This window comes from Methylotenera sp. E1MeOHC1 (assembly GCF_058745595.1).
Genome location: NZ_CP196025.1, coordinates 1,796,497 through 1,819,615 on the forward strand (window position 1 = coordinate 1,796,497; position 23,119 = coordinate 1,819,615).

General features: G+C 45.7%; 16 protein-coding genes and 3 tRNA genes. 2 read left to right on the plus strand and 17 right to left on the minus strand.

The features are described 5' to 3' along the window. Positions 1-17 precede the first annotated feature (17 nt). From ACSSU7_RS08485 to ACSSU7_RS08540, 12 genes are all read right to left on the minus strand, one after another. Positions 18-1,223 (minus strand): type II secretion system F family protein, encoded by a 1,206-nt coding sequence (locus ACSSU7_RS08485; protein WP_492516077.1) that lies wholly within the window; start codon positions 1,221-1,223, stop codon positions 18-20. A 3-nt stretch (positions 1,224-1,226) separates the two neighbouring features. Beyond that, complete coding sequence (locus ACSSU7_RS08490; protein ID WP_492516078.1) at positions 1,227-2,933, minus strand: GspE/PulE family protein; 1,707 nt, start codon at positions 2,931-2,933, stop codon at positions 1,227-1,229. A 91-nt stretch (positions 2,934-3,024) separates the two neighbouring features. After that, entirely contained in the window at positions 3,025-4,554 is a 1,530-nt protein-coding gene (locus tag ACSSU7_RS08495; protein ID WP_492516079.1) for a tetratricopeptide repeat protein, read from the minus strand. Between the two features lie 7 nt (positions 4,555-4,561). Further along, positions 4,562-6,457 carry a type II secretion system protein GspD gene (locus tag ACSSU7_RS08500; RefSeq protein WP_492516080.1) on the minus strand — a complete coding sequence of 632 codons (1,896 nt, stop codon included), beginning with the start codon at positions 6,455-6,457 and terminating at the stop codon, positions 4,562-4,564. Between the two features lie 354 nt (positions 6,458-6,811). Beyond that, positions 6,812-8,329: an ExeA family protein gene (locus ACSSU7_RS08505; RefSeq protein WP_492516081.1), complete on the minus strand. Its 1,518-nt coding sequence runs from the start codon at positions 8,327-8,329 to the stop codon at positions 6,812-6,814. A gap of 31 nt (positions 8,330-8,360) precedes the next feature. Next, complete coding sequence (locus ACSSU7_RS08510) at positions 8,361-9,782, minus strand: sigma-54-dependent transcriptional regulator (protein WP_492516082.1); 1,422 nt, start codon at positions 9,780-9,782, stop codon at positions 8,361-8,363. 241 nt (positions 9,783-10,023) lie between these two features. Continuing rightward, positions 10,024-10,506 carry a diguanylate cyclase domain-containing protein gene (locus tag ACSSU7_RS08515; protein WP_492516083.1) on the minus strand — a complete coding sequence of 161 codons (483 nt, stop codon included), beginning with the start codon at positions 10,504-10,506 and terminating at the stop codon, positions 10,024-10,026. Positions 10,507-10,924: 418 nt separating this feature from the next. Continuing rightward, positions 10,925-13,381, minus strand: coding sequence for a TonB-dependent receptor (locus ACSSU7_RS08520; protein ID WP_492516084.1), 2,457 nt, complete (start codon positions 13,379-13,381; stop codon positions 10,925-10,927). Positions 13,382-13,778: 397 nt separating this feature from the next. After that, on the minus strand, positions 13,779-13,994 hold the full coding sequence (locus tag ACSSU7_RS08525) for a hypothetical protein (RefSeq protein WP_492516085.1): 216 nt from the start codon (positions 13,992-13,994) through the stop codon (positions 13,779-13,781). A gap of 156 nt (positions 13,995-14,150) precedes the next feature. Then, positions 14,151-14,226: transfer RNA gene (locus tag ACSSU7_RS08530), tRNA-His, on the minus strand. Positions 14,227-14,247: 21 nt separating this feature from the next. Then, positions 14,248-14,324: transfer RNA gene (locus ACSSU7_RS08535), tRNA-Arg, on the minus strand. Positions 14,325-14,433: 109 nt separating this feature from the next. After that, positions 14,434-14,510, minus strand: a tRNA-Pro gene (locus ACSSU7_RS08540). 103 nt (positions 14,511-14,613) lie between these two features. Between ACSSU7_RS08540 and folD the strand changes: the two genes are divergently transcribed. Both folD and dksA read left to right on the plus strand, forming a co-directional pair. Next, positions 14,614-15,480, plus strand: coding sequence for a bifunctional methylenetetrahydrofolate dehydrogenase/methenyltetrahydrofolate cyclohydrolase FolD (gene folD, locus ACSSU7_RS08545; RefSeq protein WP_492516086.1), 867 nt, complete (start codon positions 14,614-14,616; stop codon positions 15,478-15,480). A gap of 148 nt (positions 15,481-15,628) precedes the next feature. Beyond that, positions 15,629-16,051, plus strand: coding sequence for an RNA polymerase-binding protein DksA (dksA, locus tag ACSSU7_RS08550; protein WP_492516087.1), 423 nt, complete (start codon positions 15,629-15,631; stop codon positions 16,049-16,051). A 150-nt stretch (positions 16,052-16,201) separates the two neighbouring features. Here dksA and pnp read toward each other — a convergent pair whose 3' ends face one another. From pnp to infB, 5 genes are all read right to left on the minus strand, one after another. After that, the gene (gene pnp / locus ACSSU7_RS08555) at positions 16,202-18,331 is read right to left on the minus strand and encodes a polyribonucleotide nucleotidyltransferase (protein WP_492516088.1); all 2,130 of its coding nucleotides are present in this window, start codon (positions 18,329-18,331) and stop codon (positions 16,202-16,204) included. 139 nt (positions 18,332-18,470) lie between these two features. Next, positions 18,471-18,740, minus strand: a complete 270-nt coding sequence (gene rpsO / locus ACSSU7_RS08560; RefSeq protein ID WP_492516089.1) for a 30S ribosomal protein S15 — start codon at positions 18,738-18,740, stop codon at positions 18,471-18,473. 147 nt (positions 18,741-18,887) lie between these two features. Further along, positions 18,888-19,796, minus strand: a complete 909-nt coding sequence (gene truB, locus ACSSU7_RS08565) for a tRNA pseudouridine(55) synthase TruB (RefSeq protein WP_492516090.1) — start codon at positions 19,794-19,796, stop codon at positions 18,888-18,890. A 21-nt stretch (positions 19,797-19,817) separates the two neighbouring features. Further along, the gene (gene rbfA, locus ACSSU7_RS08570; RefSeq protein WP_135278187.1) at positions 19,818-20,174 is read right to left on the minus strand and encodes a 30S ribosome-binding factor RbfA; all 357 of its coding nucleotides are present in this window, start codon (positions 20,172-20,174) and stop codon (positions 19,818-19,820) included. Between the two features lie 78 nt (positions 20,175-20,252). Further along, positions 20,253-22,994: a translation initiation factor IF-2 gene (gene infB / locus ACSSU7_RS08575; protein ID WP_492516091.1), complete on the minus strand. Its 2,742-nt coding sequence runs from the start codon at positions 22,992-22,994 to the stop codon at positions 20,253-20,255. Positions 22,995-23,119: the final 125 nt, after the last annotated feature.

The following is a 23,119-nucleotide window of genomic DNA, read 5'->3' on the forward strand; positions in this document are numbered from 1 at the left end:
TTGTTATATTTAATCACTTAAATTTTAAGCTTACTAAATGAGTCGTACACCGGCCCAAGTACTGAGAACATAATGAACGCAAGTATGCCGCCCAGCAACACCGTGAGTGCAGGCTCTATCATTTTGAGCATTTTCTGCATGGCATCATTCACATCACGGTCATAAAAATAGCTGATATTGAGTAGCGATTTATCGAGCGCACCCGTGCTTTCGCCGACCTTAATCATGCGCACCACCAATTGTGGGAACAGCCCGGCATTACGAAAACTTTCACTCATGGCATCTCCCGCGTTAATCTGCGTATGTACTCGCGTCAGCGCGTCTGCCACGACTCGATTGCCCACGATGTTTTCACAAATTTTAATTGCATCCAAAATAGGGATACCAGTTTGATACATCAAGGCAAAATAACGCGCAAAACGCGCCATGATAATTTTATGCAAGATGGGCCCAGTAACCGGAATATTTAATTTAAACAAATCAAACCGATAACGTGCTGCAGGGTTAGTGCGGATTGTTGCTGCCAACAAGGCTACCGCCGCCACTGGCAAACCAAGTATTAGCCACCAATAATTCACAAAGGCGTTCGACATCGCAATTAAAATCTGCGTATTAAGCGGGAGCTCTTGTCCCATGTTGCGCAAAAAAGATACCATTTGCGGCACAACATAAATCATCAAAAATACAACCGCCAGCGATACCACAACAGCAACAAACGCAGGGTAAGCTAATAGCTTTTTGGTTTGCGACATTAGCTCATCTTGCCAGCGTATTGTATTGAACAGGTTGTTCAATACCACAGGTAACTGACCTGTACGCTCGCCAGCATCAATCAGGCTCACAAACACATCACTAAATACCGCAGGGTGCTCGGCCAATGCCTGAGAAAGCATTTTGCCACCTTCAACCTCAGCGCTAATGGCACCCAGCACTTTTTGAAAGTATGGGTTGTTACTGCTCTCACGCAAGTCAACCAAGCACTCCAATAATGGCACACCGGCGCTGGATAACTGCTCCAGTTGAAAGCAAAACATCACTAAATCTTGGTTCGTGACTTTATTGCGATTAAACAGGCTGGTAGACCTAGTCGCCGGGCGAAAGGTAATTAAATCCAAGCCCATGCGCTCGAGCCGGATTTCAAGATCCACCTCATTAAGTGCATCCACCTGCCCCATGGCAATACGGCCTAATTTATCAACGGCTTTATAGCTAAAGGATGGCATAGATTACGAACTGATCCTGCTGGTTAAATCAATCACCCGCATTACTTCTGACAAACTGGTATATCCTTCTAAAATCCGCCGCACCCCATCCTCGGCCAAGGTGATAAATCCTTTATCCAAAGCCACTTTCTTCAACTCATCCAAGTGCGCGCGCCGCGAAATCAAGGCATCCATATCCGTGTCTATGCGTAACAGCTCAATAATCGCCATACGCCCTCTGTAACCGGTTTGATTACAATGATTACATCCTTTTGGCTTGTAAATCGGTGTTTGGTCATTTGGTTTTAGCCGCAAAATCTTGCGCTCAAGGTCATCTGGCTTATGTTTTTCTTTGCAATGCGGGCACAGCACGCGCACCAAGCGCTGCGCTACTACGCCAATAATATTACCCGCCATAATGTCAGGCAAGATACCAATGTCGGATAAACGTGGGAAAGCGCCTAATGCTGAGTTGGTATGTAAAGTACTAAATACCTGATGCCCAGTCATCGCCGCGCGAAACGCCATCATAGCTGTATCGGCATCGCGAATCTCACCCACTAAAATGATATCGGGATCTTGCCGCATAATAGACCGAATACCATTAGCAAAATCGACCTTATTGACCTCAGCCACAGAAGTCTGGCGCATCATGGTCACCGGATACTCCACTGGGTCTTCCAGCGTCATGATATTCACTGCCTCAGTGTTCTGATGCGTTAGCAATGAATACAGGGTAGTGGTTTTACCACTGCCGGTAGGACCCGTTACAATCAAAATCCCCTCAGGGCGGGTCATCATCAACTGCAATTCATCCAACGTTTCTGGACGCAGCCCCATGCGCTCCATCGGGATAATAGACTTTTCACGGTCCAGCACACGCAATACGATATTCTCGCCATGGATGGTAGGGTGTGTAGACACCCTAAAGTCAATCGGGCGACCACATAAGTTCATATTCAAGCGGCCATCTTGTGGAGCACGCGTTTCTGCGATATCCAGCCCACTGACTACTTTTAAGCGGACAGCCAAACCACCCCAATAACTTTTATGCAAACTTCTAATTTGCTGCAATACACCGTCGATTCTATAACGTATGCGTAAAAAGGCCTGCTCCGGCTCAAAGTGAATATCCGAGGCGCCGCGCTTCACAGCATCCATCAGCAAAGCGCCGACCAAGCGCACTACCGGTTGTGTATATTCATTATCATCTACACTTAAGCTTTGATAATCAATTTCACCAGTTTCAATCTCACGCAAAATACCGTCAACAGATAGTTCATACCCATAAAACTGGTCAATCACCTCTTCCAGCTGCGCCTCGGCTGCCAACACTGGCTTTAACTGAATCTGCCCGCCCAGCATGGCACGCAACTGATCCAATGCCACCACATTAAACAAATCTGCCATGGCGACAACCATGGTTCTGGTCAGCGCATCGTACGCCACCGGTAACAAATGGTAGCGGCGCGAAAAGTCCTGCGGCACCATTTGCAGCGCTTCAAAATCAGCCACCACGGTGGTTAAATCAACGCTATCTGTGCCGATGGTATGCGCAACGGTGTCACGCACCATTGCCTCAGTCACAAAGCCCAAGCGCACCAATTGGCGCCCTAACGGCAAGTCGTTATGCTCTTGCTCAATAAGCGCAATGCGCAGCTGATCCTGGCTAATTAAGCCCTGCTGCACCATCAACTCGCCTAAGCGAATTTTACGCCGCTGTTCAGCCATTTAATTTAGCCTGTTTATATAAATTCATTGTTGTTTTTTTCATTTACTTAATCGGCACTACGATTATCTTGAATAATTATGCTAAGCCGTATTACTGCAACGCACGGACTCTTGCCTCTACCTGAGATCGGTCTGGGCTGGCGGCACCCGTCATATTCAGCAAATCAAGAGCACGCTGATATTGCACTAACGCTAACTTTGGCTTACCTAAATGCTCTAAACTAATCGCCAAGTTAAATGCATAATCTGCACTGATCGGTGCAAACTGGCTTGCACTAAAATAAGCAGCCTGTGCAGAGGCCCACTGATTTTGTGCCGCATACAAGTTACCTAAAGCCGCATGCAAGTTAGCCGCCTCGGGCTGGCGTGCCAGCATGCTTTTAATCTTACTCTCCGCCCCTACCGCGTCTGCATTTGCCTCCAAATCTGCCATCGCCGATTGAGCGATGCTATTTCTAGGCTCAATTTCCGTTACCTTACGATACCATCCAAGCGCATCCATATTGCGGGCTTGACGCTGCGCAATTGCCGCCATGCCTAGCAACGCATCTACATTTCTGACATCCTTCTGCAATACTTGGCGATATTTCTGCTGTGCCGAAACATCATCCCCGCGGTTAAATGCCTCATATGCGGCCAGCAATGTAGGATCAACCCCCGCAACCTGCGCTTTACTCACCAGCCTTAGCGGCTCTTTCGATTCATTTGTCGAAGACTCGCGCCGCACAACCTCGTCCACTTTCGCTGCCTTGTGCACGACAGCCGAAGCTGCCTGCTGATGCACTAATGGCGCAACCCCTGCAGCAGGTTCGCCCGACGACATGGGCTCATCTACATTCTTCTCTGCTAGCTTATGCTTTTCTAATGCGGGCTTGACCACTGCGCCACTATCCTGCGCCTGAGTTGCGGCCACCCTATCAGCACTTGCGTCACCAACTGTGCTATTCACCTCACCCTGCTGGCTAACAGCGACAACCTCAGACTCCGAGCTCATTTCACTTTCTACCGCAGGAACATTAGCCGCTGGTGGTGGCGCTGGTGTTACAACCACCACTTCATTGGCGCCCAGCGCCTTAATGTATTTATATCCTTGCAAGCCCAACAAAATCATCAAGGCCCCAGCCACGCCCAGCAAAAGCAACGCAGTGCGTGAGCTAGCAGTTTTAGTAGCATGATTCGCCACAAACACACTGGCCGCTGCTTTTTGATTACCCTTAGCCACGTCAGCCTGCGCTTTCAGGTTAGCAACACTTGCCATTGCCGCTTCATTAAACGCATCCACCTTACTTTTTGCTTTAGTAACGCCTTTCACTGGCTGTGCAATATGTTTAGGAGGAGCATTCTCTTTGGGTTTGATATCCGCGTTAATCAAACCAGCCTCTTCAGCCAGAGACAAATCCATCCCCTTGAGCGCACGTGTATCTGGCGCTAAAGTGAATTGTTCAGCATTATCAGCCCCGGCTTTCTCATCGGAGCCTGTAGCAACGGTAGCGTTATCTGACTCCAGCTCCAGCGGCGACAGTGACAACGCATCAGAAGGTAACGTGTCGACACGCCCGGACTTTTCAGCCTTCTGCTTATCTTTTTCGGCTGTCGCCAGTGCCTTGATTAGCAAACTCATTTGCTAATTACCTTTCACTCTCGGCATCTACTGTGTTGGCTAACTGCTGCGAAGGCAGATACTGTTTATAGCTTGCTAGCTCATCACTCTCCAAACTAGCATTAGTAATGACTGTAGGTCGCAGAAAAATCACTAATTCTGTTTTTTTATTCAAGTCATTATGACCTTTAAAAATTGCACCGACGCCAGGGACATTTGATACGCCCGGGACTTTGTCTAAATTGCGCTGAATATCGTCTTGCATCAACCCACCTAAGACAGCAATACTCCCGCTACTTATTCGCAATATCGATTCCATTTCTCTAACTTGAATCTCAGGTATGAGACTAGGTATTTGTTTACCCGCGTTTGGCGAACCTTGCGGATAAAAAAGCTGCGGATTAGGGTCTTGTTGACCATCTCCAATTTTTCTTGTCACGGTCGGCCTCACGTTAACGCTAACCAAATCAGACTCACCAATTTGAGGGGTTACGCTCATAACCACCCCTACAGGAACAATATTAGGTATAGTCGTTACCGTATTTGAGCTACCCGCATTAGCAACCAAGTTGTTTTGAACTTGCACAGTGAAATACACTAAGTTATCAACAACTTTCAACACCGCTGTCTGATTGTTCAAAACCATTAATTTTGGACTTGAAAGCACTTTAGCATCACCAAATTGGTTTAATAAAGTTACCGACGCGGCTAAATTACCCAGAGCACTTGATGGATTTAAATATCCAACACTAATCCCCGTTCCGGTTGCAACATCTATCGCAGGCCCTAAAGACTGCTGGAATTGGAATCCAGAGTTTTTATTTGGATTATTTCCAATCCGACTCCAATCTACTCCGGCTTGATATTTATCGCTGAGCGTAACCTCTACAATTGTCGCCTCAATAAGCACTTGACGCCGCACACTGCTCATCACCTTATCCAAAAATTCCTGCACTCTCTCATGTTGCTTATTCGTTCCTCTTACGCTAATGACACCAGCTTCACGATTTGAAATAACGTTTGCAGCAAATAAAGTTTTATATTCAGTCACAGCCTTTTGTGAATCACTGCCAATTGAAGATGCATTACCGACATTACTTGTGCCATCTTTAGGTGAAATGGCATTTGCAGCCTGCTTATCGGCCTCAACCCTACTAATAATTATTTCTTTATCAGTTTCCGTCAAAAGCTCACTAATATTTTTTTCTAAACTATCCCAGAAATGATTCTTGGACTCACTTCTAACCATGGTGCGAGAGCTATTATTTGCACCAGTTCCAGACGTACTACTCGTAGAACCACTTCCAGAACTCTGACCTGAGCTTTGGCTAGTACTGGAAATTTGGCCATCTGCACCTATAAAGCCTGTAGCGTCGCGCGACATATTTAAATAATCAACCTTATAGCTTCTTAAAACCGGCTGATCTGGTGTAATTGTCAGCACATTACCCTTAAAGCTGTAAGTTAAATCAACCTGTTTAGATAAGCGTTCTAAAATCGCAGGTAAGGTTTGGTCTACTGCATTTAAAGTCACGCGCCCTTGAATAGCAGGGTGGATATCAATATTGAGTTTGCTGTCTCTTGCTATTGCAAACAGCACCTCTTTCACGGGAGTATCGTAAACAACAATACTGTAAACAGGCTCTTTTGCTTTAGGTGTAGGTGGTGGCAAGTACGGGCTGTTCGTGACCGGCTTAGGAATAGCAGCAGATGCTGCAGACGTTACTGGTTTTGACGTTAGGGATGGTGAGGATGTATTTTGGCCATCAATATGCCCTGTTGATGGCTTCACTTTGGATTGATGTGAGCACGCCGACACTCCAAAAACCAAGGTCATGCATAGCAGTGTTGATACTGTTTTATTCTTTATCACGGCTTGGTTACCCCTACATTCTGCAACTTTATCTGTTCGCTCTTTAGTCATTTTCCATGATACCGCAAAAAATGCAAGAAAATACAAATAGCAACAACAAGTTACAGGAGTAAATCAAGGTTATTAATGAGGTAGAACACCAAACTTTATAACGAACTGTGTCGCATTTAAACTCAGCGCTGGCACCTCGCCATCAATCCACACCCACTCAATCAAACAAGCATGCAAAAACAACGTCGTATCTGCTGCAAAAGAAACCTAAGAAATCACTAAAAGTCGTTAAGCAGAATGAAATGTAAGCGCATGGAGGGAGGCAAAAGCCAAGATAGTGCGGGGTATACAGCGAGGTTGCGAGTACCGCGCAACGAAGCAACTCGCTCGCGTATACACTGATTCCGTGATTTCTTAATTAAGCGGTGAGATATCTTTACTAATACCGGCCAACGTTCTTAGATAAGGCCGACTATTTTTAATATAGGGAGGCAAGTTTTTTAATGCCTCCAACGCATCGGCCCGCTGTGCATAAGCACCATACAGCACCACAGTGTATAAACCATCCGCCTTACGCATGCGATAGAGATAAATATTATCCACCTCCACTTGCCGACTTAAGCTCTCAAGCTCTGCCACCAGTTGAGCATCCTCTATATTTTCACCTGTCGATACAGCATTGGGTACCGATTTAATTTGCAACAACACGGTTTCAGGCTTTGCACTCTGCAGTAGTTTATTCATCGCATCCAAACGCTGCCCCACCAAACCCTCGGCACTTTTACTTATTACAACGAGAGGCTTATCACTCGCCACTGCCACATTTTTCAATGTCGCTGGCGTATTAGTATTCGTCAGCGCCGACAAATTATTTACGCTCATTTGCGTATTAGTCACAGCAACAACCGATTGCTTTGCTACCTGAGGCAGACTGGGCTTAACAGTGACGGACTTAGTAGCGGTGGACTGGGCTGGCTGCGCCGCCAGCTTAGCCCCAGATTGCTTAGCAGATGATTGCTGCCAAGCAATCGCCGCGATGATTATGCCACTCACAATCGCAAGCAAACATATAAACCACACGGCAAATTGCTTATAACGCCCAACTTGTTGCCCATATAAGCTTTCCGCAAACTCGCTATCTTGGATAGCAGCTTTTACATGCTTAGGCGTTACTTGATATACATTGTCAGCAAATGCTGCCAACAAGGCTTTATCCGCCAAGATATTCACGCGCCGCACCAAGCCCTGCGCAGCATGAGACAACTTTTTAATCGAAGCATCGGTAAACAAATGCGGGCCATGATAGCCCGCCGCGCGCAATCTAAAAATCAGATACTCACCAACATCTTTGGTTTGCAGTGGACTCAAATTAAAGCGATGCGTGATGCGCTCACGTAATTGACGAATTTGCTCTTGGTTTAAATTCTCATCAAGCTCAGGTTGACCAAACAGCACAATCTGCAACAGCTTATCCTGTTTGGTTTCCAGATTAGAAAGCAGGCGAATCTCTTCCAGCGTTGCCAATGGCATACCTTGCGCTTCTTCAACAAAGATAACAACCTGTCGCCCCTCTGCATGGCGACTCAACAGATGCGCCTGCAAAGCCTGCATCACCTTTAATCGGTCAGCATCTTTAGGCAACTCAAGTTGCAACTCAAAAGCAATCGCATGTAACACGTCCTCAGGCGCTACGCTGGGGTTTGCAAGGTAAATGCTTTCAATTCTTTCGGGAAGTATTGTTTGCAGCATTCGGCATAACATGGTTTTGCCACTGCCCACCTCACCGACGACTTTGACAATACCCTCACCATTACCAATGGCGTACACTAAAGCATCAAGCACTGCGCCCCGATTACCGCCAGAAAAGAAAAAATCTGTATTGGGGGTAATCTTAAACGGGGGCTGCTGCAAACCAAAGTGTGGATAATACAAGTGATTTCCTAGAGAGGATTAGTAGCGACGATTAGTCTTCTTGTGTGTTCATGCGACTATACAGCGTTGTTCGGTTCACATTTAACAATTTAGCCGCCTGACTTAAATTGCCATGCGTCATTTTCATTGCCGCGTCTATGTAAGCACGCTCCCATGACTTAAGCACCGCATCCAAACTGACATTCACTTGGCGCTGCAGATGTTTTTGCGCTTGCGCAGTCATGCTTGCATCATCGTTAAAATCAAATGTATCGGTGCTTGATGCCTGCTCACTTAAATCAAACTCGGCAATCAATTCATTTTCTTTAACCGTCTTACCAGAATACTTGGCAATTAAGCGGATTACGATATTTCTTAGCTCACGCACATTGCCCGGGAAGTCATAATCCAGCCAACGCAGTTCTGCCTTTGCATCTAGCTTAAATGGCGCTTTATCAATTTGCTTGGTATAAAACTCAATGAAATGATCGCGCAACAAATGCTTATCATCCGTCAACTCACGTAATGGCGGCACATGTACCGTAAATACACTTAAACGGTGATATAAATCTGACCTAAACTTGCCGGCACGCACCTCTGCTCTTAAATCGCGATTGGTAGCCGCCACGATGCGCGCACGACTTTTACGCGTTTGCGTCTCACCTATACGCTGATACTCGCCATTTTCCAGCACACGTAATAACTTGGCTTGTAACTCTAACGGCAACTCGCCAATCTCGTCTAAAAATAAAGTGCCCTCACCCGCGTCTTCAAAATAGCCAGCATGCGCAGCTACTGCACCCGTAAACGCGCCTTTTGCGTGGCCAAACAAAATAGATTCGGCCAACAATGGCGAAACCGCAGCGCAGTTAACCGACAAATAAGGATATAACAAACGCTGACTTGCGAAATGAAAGCTACTCGCCACCAACTCTTTACCGCTACCAGACTCACCTTCAATCAAAACCGGGAAAGGGGAGTCTGCAAACTGACGAATCTGCATACGCAACGCTTGGATAGGCAAGCTATTACCAAGCAAGCCACCATGCTCTTGCTCCACCCGCATCTCGTTCAACTCAACATCTTGCACTTTGAGTGCATTCAACAACATGTCTTTAAGCTTTTCTACATCACAAGGCTTGGCGATAAAATCCACCGCGCCTAATGCAAGCGCATGCTTCACATTCACATCATCACTTTGACCTGAAAGCACATGAATTTTAATCGTAGGTGAGTGGGTTAGCAGTGCGCTAATGACTTTAAAGCCCTCTTCGGGGGTATGGGGCGTTGGCGGCAAGCCTAGGTCTACTAAAGCCAAGGCGGGGGGGGAGTCTAACTGCTGCAGCAAACTTTTCAATTGCGTGTACGACTCTGCCACACACACTTCAAAATATTTACTCAACACAAAATGTAAGGTATCAGTGATTAGCGGGTCATCATCAATAATCATCAATACAGGACGTAGTGCCGCCATTAACAAACCCTTTTTTAAATTTAGATAACAACTATAATCAACGCCACTATAGCCTGAATAGCTTGATGCATCAATACTTTCACCACCTTTACAGTATGGTGAAAATCGAGATAAAAACCATCATCAAACACCTCCCTGATGCAGCATCAATAAGCGCAAAACTTCTTAAAACGCTTGATGTGCAACCTACAGCAAAACATAGACCATACTTTGCAACGGCCTACCTGCCACCGCAGCCAGATTAACACCCTGCAAGTTGACTAGAAAGCATGTGACGATGCGCTTTTAGATAACCCAAGAACTCAATACCACTAAGCTCTATGAGCTTTTGATTTAACGCTTTATCCTCACTAGGAAAACAAAAGATTGACGCATCCTGCCCTACAGCCTTCAAGCCATCATGCGCAGCGTCTTGCATGATGCTACGCACCTTATCCTGAACCTTCTCAGTAGCGGGCGTATATGGCACGATGATCCAGAAACCACTTCCTATCCTAGCCACTAAATCTGTACTTCTAAACGCCGCTTTTAGATGGCTCGTCATTGCAGCCAACTGCTCGGCAGCATCTTTTGCGCCGTAAGCATCTCCCAGCTCATTTTTATCTCCATGATCTATATGCACTAAGCCAAACTGCATAGCGCACATGTATCTAGACATAATCGCCATCAGCCATTCAAATATAAAAAGAAAGCGATCTCGATTCTCAATATCTTCAATTAACATGACGAACACCCCACATTAAATATAATGATTACATGCAAAAAATCAGCTCACCTAGCTTAATATGCACTACTGAAGCCGCACAAAATATAGATCGACCATCAACGCGAAGATACCCTCTTTATCATGCAATTGATACTACTTTACCTCAAATAGCTTAAGCTAGCATCATCTGGCCTACATGTAATTTATGTATTTTTTAGCACCAATGATTACGTATTTGGAGTCCCATGCGCGTGAAAACTGCAAAAAAAAGCCCTGCACTGTGCAGGGCGTTAAAGCAGAGGGTTAACCAAAAAGCACTAACCCATACGAACAAAAGTCACAGTTTCAAGTTCATTAACAGATAGCTAATCGTGATTACGGTCGCTAAGTAGTGGCCTGAACAATGACACATCATTATCATTCATCTACCTAGGTATTAATCTGCCGATGGTGCGTACGCTGATTTCTTGCCTCCAAACTCATACCGCACACCAATCCATGCAGAGCGTGGCGCACCTGGCGCTAAGAACGTCTCACCCACGGTCATAGAGCGGCGGTTATTTGAACCACCTATCATATAGTTACCGCTAGCTGGGCTGAATGGACTCGCACCCAACTGGCCGGCCGTTGCATACTCTTTATCCAACACGTTATTCACACGAGCAAACAGGTTCCATTCATTGTTAATCTGGAACGCTGCCGATAAATTAATGGTGCTATAGCCAGCAATTTTTCCACCACCAAGGAAGCTACCACCTGACTCATGCTTGTTATTCTCGTTGCCACGCGCGTACGATCCAGCAATCGCTAGCAGATCACCGCCTACGCTGAACCTGTCCGTCACACGGTAATTAGAATAGAACTTGAACACGTTTCTTGGTATCAATGGAATGCGATTACCTTTTTTCACGTTGATTTCACCATCATCCGCTGAAGAGTTAGCCTCACTCATGAAGGTTTCGTTACTTTGATAGGTGGCATCCAAGAAAGTATAGTTTGCACCAAAGCCTAAATTACCAATCACTGCATTCAGGCCACCCTCAACCCCACGACGGCGCGTTTCGCCAAAGTTCTTAAAGTAGCCTTCGCCTGAGGTTGGGCTGCTAATGAACTGGATGTCATCGTAGTTAGTTGCGGTGAACAAGCCTGCATTCCAAGATACCGCATTATTCAGCTTACCGCGCAAACCAGCCTCCCAGGTTTTAGTGACCACTTGATCTAGCGGAGGGTCACCAGCCATGGCATTAGGTAAGCGGCAACCGTTATCCGGATTCGCGCAACCAAGCTCAATACTAGTTGGTGCACGACTACCTTCATTGTAGCCAGCATAAGCATTCAAACCATCGCTTATCGCATAAGTCAGGCCTAATGCTGGATTAACACGGCTGAATGTGTGATTACCACTTAATGAGTCATCATCATCGCGATAGACATCCCCATCCAAGCGGTCACTGTTTTTCACACGGATGTGGTTATAGCGTGCTGCGGCAGTCACATGTAACTTGTCGGTAACCGCCAAGGTGTCTGTCGCAAAAACGCTCCAAGTGTAGTTCTTACCGCGCAAGTTAACGCGCGCATCATCCAACTCATTATCCGCATTAAAGCCCATGCCGTTAGTAGGATCAAGGAAGAAACCTGTGCCGCGTATACCACGATCACTAGTCACACTGCCGTATTCAGAAGATGCTTTATAGGTGCTACGGCTGAAGTCAAAACCACTACCAATACTGTAACTGTTAGCGCGCCCCCAAAGCTGGTTATTTACGTTAACCTGGCCAAAAATCCCCATGTTTTCTTGGTTAACTTCGCTACGGTTAATTAAGCCAGTACATTTTTCCAAGGGCTCACCACCCACGCTAGCAAGTTGCACTGGACATCCAGAGACAAAGCCAGCGGTCAAAACGTTCTGCCCCACGCCACCCACTTCTTCAGGTAACGCGCCATCATTCAGGTCACCGTTATAACTACGGGTTTTAATCTTACGGTAGTAGGTGTTACCAGTCAGAGACACATTATCAGTAAAGTAATGTGCCAATTGCAGGTTTAAAAAGTTGGATTTATTCTGCGTATTATCCGGCCACGTGAATACACTGTCGTAATTACGGCGCAGCATACTTTGCGGCGTCATGCCATTACCATTCAGGTCGGTATCAGCCCAAGCGTACGTCAGGTTCAGGTCGGTTTTTTCGCCATGCCAGCCCAATTTACCGAACAACTGCTTAGAGTTAGATTCAGAATGATCACGCCAGCCGTTTTCATCAAAAAAAGTACCGGCTACAAAGTAATCGATATTATCAGCTACACCACCGTACTCCATATTAGTAACATTACGGCCCCAACTACCAAACAAGGTCTGTAACGCACCACCCGGGTTATCACGTCCGTTTTTAGTTTGAATCGACAATGCACCACCTAAGGTATTCAACCCAAACATCGGGTTTGAGCCTGGCATCAGTTGCATGCCTTTGATCGCATTTTTAGGAATCAAATCCCAGCTGACCACATCACCAAATGGCTGGTTCATACGCACACCATCCATGTAAATGGAAAGACCTTGCGGTGTTCCAAGCAAAGGTGATGCGGTGAATCCACGGTAGTTGACGTCAGGCTGTAGCGGATTGTTTTGAACTTCGTTCACATAAACGCTACCCATATGACGCTTCATATATTCGCTAATATCTAGAGATTGTGTACGCTCTAAATCTTCAGCATCTACAGTCTGCACATTAGATGGAATTTGGCTGACTGGCACGCCTACAGATGGCAGCGGCGTTGTACTCACCACCTCAATCTTATCAATTGTAATCTTGTCTCCAGCTTGCGCCATATGCGGCGCTGAATAGGCGGCCAATATGGCCAGCAACATCAGCTTTGGTTTCATTGTGTTTTGCATACATCTCCCTATAGTTATTTTAAATACGGGGGTCTAGTACGCAAAAGACATACCAACATCAGGAATTTACAATATTTACATTTAATCAATCACTTAAAATCCAGATGTACAAAACCATGCATTACCGCGCAAGAAAATTGGCTTTACTCAACCACCAAAATGGCTATTAACAGCCAGCGCATAATTAAGTAACGCTAGCTTTGGTATAGATACCGCCAGCTAAAGTCAAGTCTGACCTGACGACATGTGCACAAAGCGCATTGACAATATAGAGGGGAGTGTAGCCTGACAGGCAACAAAGAGAGTAAGTTTAGGGCCTAGGCATTAGCAGAACACAAGACATCCGCAACAACGGAACAAATATAAGCTTATGAAAACAACCGCACTAAAGTAACCACTAATGGCAGTGATATGGCACAGACTTATTATGACAGCCGTACTTATCCAAGCCACCACCATGAGAAGGCGCGCCATGCGTACCTTCTGCGTCATGGGTATGGCCCCCAAAGAACGTTACAGACTGCCTTGGATTTAACATATCAGCATTAACAACACTTACTCCAATAGCAACTAGAGCTAACATTCCTAAAGCGACAATTTTTGCCTTCTTCATACATTCCCTTAATCTAAGAGCGTGATCAATAGCTAACGTATCGTGCGCTCTATACAGATTAAAGTCAAAATATTAGATGACTGCAGAATACTCGGCTACTTTAATCATACTAACAGGCAATAAAAAAGCCCCGCAGTTAGCGGGGCTTTTAGTATATGGGGTGGCTGATGGGGCTCGAACCCACGACAACAGGAATCACAATCCTGGACTCTACCAACTGAGCTACAGCCACCATAGAGACTTTTTTAAAACATGGCCTGCCCGACAGGAATCGAACCTGTAACCCCCAGCTTAGAAGGCTGGTGCTCTATCCGGTTGAGCTACGGGCAGATTTTGGTTACAAGGCTTTATATCATCTACAACATAAAGCACTAACTTTTCGGGCTGACTTTTAATTTGGGTGTTAAAAGTAAAGCTTACTTCTAACACCCAAAAATTTTGGTCGGCGTGGAGAGATTCGAACTCCCGACATCCTGCTCCCAAAGCAGGCGCGCTACCAGGCTACGCTACACGCCGAAGAGGCAGTAATATAACCAAAACTAAGATTAAGGTCAATCGCTATATGCTAAAATAGCGCTTTATTTTACAAATTAATTGAATTTTTAGATTCTGACACCCAATGACTGCTCAAATTATCAATGGCAAAGCGATTGCCGACAATTTATTAGACTCAATCAAAGAAAGAATCAACCAACGCCTGTTAGCTAACAAACGAGCGCCAGGTCTTGCGGTTATTTTGTTAGGCGCAGACCCTGCCTCCGCCATCTATGTACGCAACAAACGCTTGGCTTGTGAAAAAGTGGGTATTCGCTCCGTTGCTTATAACTTGCCGGCATCGACTACTGAGCAAGAGTTGCTTACCTTGATCACACAGCTCAACCAAGACAATACGATTGATGGCATTCTGGTTCAGTCACCACTGCCAACGCAAATTAAAGAAGAGCACATCATTGAGTGCATTAGCCCAAACAAAGATGTGGACGGGTTCCACCCATACAATATTGGACGCTTGGCCGTGCGCCAGCCAACGCTACGCTCATGCACACCATTTGGCGTTATTAAAATGCTAGAAGCCTCGGGCATCAACCTGATGGGGCTAGATGCGGTAGTTGTAGGCGTCTCTAACCACGTTGGCCGCCCGATGGGCTTAGAGCTGTTGTTAGCCGGCTGCACAGTGACTAGCTGCCACCGCCACACCAAAGAGCTAGCCAAGATGGTTGCACATGCAGACCTAGTGGTTGCCGCCGCCGGCAAGCCAGGTCTAATCAAGGGAGAGTGGATTAAACCGGGCGCCATCGTGATTGATATCGGCATTAACCGCTTAGAAGATGGCCGCATTTGCGGTGATGTAGATTTCAACGTTGCAAAAGAGCGTGCGGGCTGGATTACACCTGTACCGGGTGGCGTTGGCCCAATGACGGTTGCAACACTGATGGAGAACACACTACTATCACTGGAGCTTAGCGAACAAGGCAGCGCAATTTAATCACATTAAATCAATTGGATAGATGCATACAAATACACTTTTGCATCAAATCATTAATCAGTGTACACTCATGCGCTAATTTTAAGAGCTAGCATTTTTGTTAGCTCAGTTTTCAATATTTTTAATTTTTTGTATTTGGGTAATTATTATGGCAGATGTAATTAGTAAGCAATTCACGCCTTATCAGCCGAAACCTGATGAAGAATACATGAGCAAGGCTCAACTAGGGCATTTTCGTTCGATTTTAAATGACTGGAAAGCTGAGTTAAGCGAAGAACTCGACCGCACCGTACACACCATGCAAGATGAAGTGACAATGTTTGCTGACCCTAACGATAGAGCCAGCCAAGAGTCTGACATGACACTTGAGTTACGCAACCGTGATCGCGAACGTAAACTCATTAAGAAAATTGATGAAACCTTACGCAACATCGAACACGAAGAGTATGGCTACTGCGAAGGCTGCGGCATTGAGATTGGCTTAAAACGCTTAGAAGCACGCCCTACCGCCACCTTATGTATCGACTGCAAAACATTAGACGAACTAAGAGAGCGCCAAGTCGCCAAATAACTAGCACAAAGCTAGCATCTATACGTTAACGCTTTATTCATTTAGTTAGCATTGCTTAACCAAACTTGATTCAAGATCTAAAACAATAAGATAACAAAAAGCCCGCAATTGCGGGCTTTTTGTTATCTAGCAAGCAACACGACTAGCGTATTACTCGTCAGCTTCTGTTTCAGCTTTAGCTTCTGCAGCTGGCGGGTCAATCAAAGCTTTCATGCTAAGACGTACACGACCTTTTTCGTCAGCCTCAACTACTTTAACTTTCACTACGTCGCCTTCTTTTAAGAAGTCAGCAACCGCATTCACACGTTGATGTGCAATTTGTGAAATATGTAGCAAGCCATCTTTACCTGGAATCAAAGTAACGATTGCACCAAAATCAAGCAACTTGATCACAGTACCTTCATAGGTTTGACCCACTTCAACTTCAGCAGTGATTTCTGCAATGCGACGTTGCGCTTCAGCACCTTGCTCAGAGCTTGTGCATGCAATTTTCACTGTACCGTCATCTTCAATATCAATAGTTGTGCCGGTTTCTTCAGTTAACGCACGAATCACTGCGCCACCTTTACCGATTACATCACGGATTTTCTCAGGATTGATTTTCATAGTGATAATACGTGGTGCGAATTGTGACATTTCTGCATTTGCACCGCTCACCGCTTGCTTCATGATACCAAGAATGTGTGCACGACCTTCTTTAGCCTGCGCTAAAGCTACTTGCATGATTTGTGCAGTAATTCCGGTGATTTTGATGTCCATTTGCAAGGCAGTGATACCATCTTCTGTACCCGCTACTTTAAAGTCCATGTCACCCAAGTGATCTTCATCACCTAAAATGTCAGTCAACACAGCAACACGGTTACCTTCTTTGATCAAGCCCATTGCAATACCTGCAACATGGTTTTTCATTGGTACGCCAGCGTCCATCAATGCTAGACAGCCACCGCATACAGATGCCATTGAGCTTGAGCCGTTAGATTCTGTAATCTCAGACACTACGCGCATGGTGTAATCAAAGTCTTCTTTAGCTGGCAATGCAGCAACCAAAGCACGCTTTGCTAAACGGCCATGACCGATTTCACGGCGTTTTGGTGTACCTACACGGCCAGTTTCGCCAGTTGCGTACGGAGGCATGTTGTAATGCAACATAAAGCGGTCATTGTATTCGCCTTGCAATGCATCAATGGTTTGCTCATCGCGGCCTGTACCTAATGTTGCAACAACCAAGGCTTGTGTTTCACCACGTGTAAACAGTGCAGAACCGTGTGTACGTGGCAATACGCCAGTACGGATGCTGATAGGACGCACAGTGCGTGTATCACGGCCATCAATACGTGGCTCGCCATTTAAAATTTGGCTACGTACAGTTTTAGCTTCTAAATTAAAGATTTCGTTTTTAATTTTGTTCGCTTCAGAGGTTGAAGTCTCTTCAGTAATCAACTCACCTAATACACGGCTTGTGATTTCATCTAATTTAGCTGAGCGTGCGCCCTTAGCTTTAATTTGGAATGCAGCATTAATATCAGCAGCGGCCAAGCTAGCTACCTTTTCAATCAATGCAGTATCCGGCTCTGGTGCAACCCAGTCCCAAGCATCTTTACCAGCTTCAGCTGTTAATTCGCTAATCAACTTAATCACCGCTTGCATTTGCTCGTGACCGTAAACAACCGCGCCCAACATCACTTCTTCTGAAAGCTCTTTAGCCTCAGACTCAACCATCATTACAGCGCTTTCTGTTGCTGCAACTACCAAATCAAGCTCAGTTTCTTCTAATTGTGCTTTAGTCGGGTTCAATACGTATTCGTCATTGATATAACCAACACGTGCCGCACCTAGTGGGCCATAGTATGGAATACCTGATAATGACATGGCTGCAGAAGCACCGATAATTGCAGGAATATCTGCATCGATTTCGGGATCTGATGACAGCACAGTTGCCACTACTTGCACTTCGTTATAAAACGCTTCTGGGAACAGAGGACGTAATGGGCGGTCGATTAAACGACTTGTCAGTGTTTCTTTCTCAGAAGGACGGCCTTCACGTTTGAAAAAACCACCTGGGATTTTACCCGCAGCATAGGTTTTTTCCATGTAATCTACAGTCAACGGGAAGAAGTCTTGACCTGCTTTAACTTCACGTTTGCTAGTAACGGCTACCAACACCACCGTATCACCGTAGCTCACCATCACCGCAGCATCTGCCTGGCGTGAGATTTCACCGGTTTCAAGGGTTAGCGTGTGTGCGCCGTATTGAATACTTTTAGTAACTTTATTAAACATTTATTTTCCTTTTTCAACAGACTGTTATTCACTACCCAATAACAATCTAACAATAAAAAAAGCCGATGCATATTCATGCTATCGGCTTTTTACAGCAATTATATAAGTGAAGCCAAAAAGCTAAGCACTTTTATAACTGTTACTTACGCAGACCCAAACGTTGAATCAATGTTTGATAACGGCTAGAGTCTTTACGTTTTAGGTAGTCTAACAAGCTACGACGTTGGCTAACTAAAGCTAACAAACCACGACGTGAGTGATTGTCTTTTTTGTTAGATTTGAAGTGCTCTGTTAGATAAGTAATACGGTTTGTTAAAAGTGCAACTTGCACTTCTGGGCTTGCCGTATCATTTGGTGCGCGTTGATATTCTGCAACGATTTTCGCGGTGTCTTGTGCTGTAACTGCCATAACATTTTCCTAAATTTAGAGGTTTTGCGTCAATACAAAAGTAGCCTAGAATCTAGCGTAGATACCAACCCACAATTGCATTCATTTACATGAACCGCACATTATAGTGACAAGTTAGCAGCTTAACAAGTTATTTCAACAACCACTCTAACTATTTACTTGCTGCATCAAGCGTTTAGGTGCAATTTTTCCATCACTTTGCTGCTCACCCAAACCTAAAAACACATGCCGCTCATCATAAAGGCGCAACATACCAGCAGGCACCTTACCACTTTGCCACACAGCCTGTCCTTGCATTAAATAAAAAGCGCTGTCTGCATCCAGCACCAGCGCTGGCAAGTCATCTACAGCAGTATCTGGCGCTGCCAACTTTGCCAGGCGCTCATCTGCACTCAGCGCTTCAAACTCCGCCAAGGTGATGGCTTGAGCGATATCGTAGCCGGCGGTATAAGTTCTGCGCAAGCCGATCAAATGGGCGCCACAGCCTAAACTGGCACCGATATCTTCTGCGAGGGTGCGAATATAAGTGCCTTTACTACAAGCCACTTTAATTTCCGCCACATCACCTACAAAGCTAAGCACGTCAATCGCATGGATATTAACGCTACGCACTTTGCGTTCAATTTCTATGCCCGCACGCGCGTATTCATACAAGGCTTTGCCTTCATGCTTTAAAGCAGAATACATAGGAGGAGTTTGATTAATGGTACCAACGAACTGCAGGCATGCCTGGCTAAACTGTGCAGGACTTACCTGCACAGGCGCTTGCTTCAGCACTTCACCTTCAGCATCGCCAGTGGTGGTGGTGACACCTAATTTAATCGTGGCATGATAAGTTTTATCTGCATCAGTTAGATAATGTGCAAACTTGGTGGCTTCACCAAAACAAAGTGGCAACAAACCGGTGGCTAAGGGATCAAGCGTGCCGGTATGCCCAGCCTTAGCTGCTTGCAACAACCATTTCACTCGCTGTAAGGCTTGGTTAGAAGAGAAGCCCAAGGGCTTATCTAATAACAAAATACCATTGATATTTTTTTTGACTCTTTTGAATTGCAAAGGGAGGTTAACTCTAAGAAGTTAAGACTTGGTTTTATCAGATGCAATTGCCTCATCAATCAACTTGGACATCATCATGCCGTTATCGATGGACGCATCATACACAAAGTGTAATTGCGGCACTGTGCGCAACAACATACGCTTTGCAAGCTGTGTACGCAAAAAGCCCGCGGACTTTTCCAAGCCTTGTTGCGTACTGTCGCTTTGTTTGGCCGCACTGTAAAAAATCTTTGCGTGCGCCATGTCGCCCGTTACCTCAACTGCAGTGACGGTGACCATGCCAACACGCGGGTCTTTAATTTCGAACATCAACAAATCAGCGATTTCGCGCTGCATTTGTTCAGCCACACGGTGACTACGTGAAAAATCTTTTGCCATTCTAATCCTAAAAGTGTTGATATATGACTTGTAGCGTATTGCCGCTTTCAAGCCATACATCTAACACTGGGTAAGCGCCTATAGCGTACGCGCCACTTCAACCATTTCATAAACTTCTAAGATATCACCTACTTCGATATCGTTGTAGCCCTTCAATGACAGACCGCACTCGAAATTGTTTTTAACTTCTTTAACATCATCTTTAAAGCGTTTTAGCGAATCCAACTCACCAGTATGCACAATCACGTTATTACGCAAGATACGCACTTTAGAGTTACGTTTAATCATACCGTCTTGTACGTAACAACCAGCAATCGCACCAATTTTAGAAATACGGAACACTTCACGCACTTCTACAGTACCAATCATGCTCTCTTTTTGCTCTGGTGCCAACATACCGCCAAGCGCCGCTTTGATCTCGTCTACTGCTTCATAAATAATGTTGTAGTAACGTACATCCACACCTAAAGTATCAATCAATTTACGTGCGCCAGAGTCAGCACGCACACTGAAACCGATCAACACCGCTTTAGATGCTGCAGCCAAGTTCACATCTGACTCGCTGATTGCGCCAACACCAGTATGAATGATGTTCACTTTAACTTCGCTAGTAGACAGTTTTTGCAAGCTAGTCGCCAACGCTTCATATGAGCCCTGTACGTCAGATTTGATAATCAAACCAAGTGTTTGCACTTCGCCTGATTCCATTTGCTCGAACATGTTTTCCAATTTTGCCGCTTGCTGTTTAGCAAGTTTCACATCACGGTATTTACCTTGACGGAACAATGCAATTTCACGTGCTTTGCGCTCATCATTCAATACAATGACTTCTTCACCTGCGCTTGGCACATCAGACAAACCTAGAATTTCCACTGGCATAGATGGACCAGCCTCTTGAATATCCTTGCCAGTTTCATCCAACATCGCACGTACTTTACCAAAAGTAGTACCAGCCAAAATCATATCGCCACGCTTCAAGGTGCCAGACTGCACTAGAATCGTTGCCACTGAACCGCGACCTTTATCTAAACGACCTTCAATCACCAGACCTTTTGCTGGCGTATTTTTAGGCGCTTGCAACTCTAATACTTCAGCCTGTAACAACACGGCTTCTAGCAACTCATCAATACCTTTACCAGTTTTCGCTGAAACTGCACGGAACATGACGTCACCACCGAAGTCCTCTGGCACCACTTCTTGGCTCACCAACTCCATTTTTACGCGCTCAGGATCTGCATCAGGCTTATCAATCTTATTGATCGCCACCACAATCGGCACACCCGCTGCTTTAGCATGGTGAATCGCCTCAATCGTCTGCGGCATCACGCCGTCATCTGCTGACACCACCAGAATCACGATATCGGTAGCTTTAGCACCGCGCGCGCGCATTGCTGTAAATGCTTCATGGCCCGGTGTATCTAAGAATGTCACCATTCCGCGTGGCGTTTCTACGTGGTAAGCGCCAATGTGCTGCGTAATACCGCCAGCCTCACCAGTTGCCACACGGCTACGGCGGATGTAATCCAACAACGAAGTTTTACCGTGGTCTACGTGACCCATCACAGTAACTACCGGTGGACGTGTTTCCAACACCGCCTCAGCATGTTCTGCTTCTTCGATAAACGCATCAGGATCGTTCGGTGCAGCCGCTTGAGCTTTATGCCCCATTTCTTCCACAATAATAATCGCAGTTTCTTGGTCCAACACTTGGTTGATGGTTACCATCATACCCATGCCCATCAGCGTTTTAATCACTTCACCTGACTTAACGGACATTTTGTGTGCCAAATCAGCCACGGTAATAGTTTCAGGCACTAACACTTCATACACCAACGGCTCGGTTGGCGCAGTAAATGCGTGCTGCTGATCATCATCATGATGTTTACCGCCTTTGCCCTTAGGCGCACGCCAGCCAGCTTTGCCGCTCGCTACGTCACCACGTGTTTTTAATCCACGTTTTTTGTTCTCTGCATCGGTCCACTCTTTATTGTTGCCTTTACCTTTTTTGGCATCTTTTACGCCCGGCTTTTCAGCACCGTCTTTAGCAACAGGCTTATGCAATGTACCTTCGGAAAGCTTAGCCGCTTTAACTTTGGCCGCCTCTGCTTCTGCTAGCTTTCTAGCCTCTTCGTCTAAACGACGTTGTGCCAACTCTTCTTTCTTACGCTTATCTTCTGCTTGCAACGCTAGCAACGTAGCGTGACGCTTAGCCTCTTGCTCACGCAGCGCAATTTCTTCTGCGCCAAGCAAATCTTTGCGGCTAATCGTTTGCTGTCTAACCACAACTTTTTCAGGCTCTGCCGCAGGTTCAGCTGGCGCTTCAACTACAACAGGCGCAGCAACCACTGGCTCAGGCTCTGCCACAGGTTCAGCTGGCGCTTCAACCACTGGCTCTGGCTCGACCACAGGTTCAACCGGCGCTTCAACTACTGGCTCTGGCACTTCAATCGGCGTTTCAACCGCATCAACCACAGCTTCCATCACCGTATCTTCAACGATGTCATCTTCTGGCAAGTCGGTATCGTCGTGCTGCTCAATCACACGTTTTTTACGCACTTCCACTTGAATCGTGCGCGCTTTACCGCTGTTATCGGTTTTTTTAATTTCCGTGCTTGATTTACGTGTGAGGGTAATTTTGTTTTTAGGAGCAAGCGTACCGTGCTCTTTACGCAAATGATCTAGCAATGCGGTTTTATCATGCTCGCTCAACTCATCTTCTGCGCTTGTTTTATGCACGCCAGCACTTTTAAGCTGTTCTAATAACAATGCCGTCGGCAGCTTTAATTCGCCAGCAAATTGTTCTACGGTTGTTTGTGCCATCTTGTTGCTCCAGTATTCTTCTTCCTAAGCTTTATTGCCTAGCGTTACCACTCATTATTACTACGCTTTAGTTCGGCCAAACTGAATTGACCGATACCCATAAAGCGCTACATTTGAATATTACT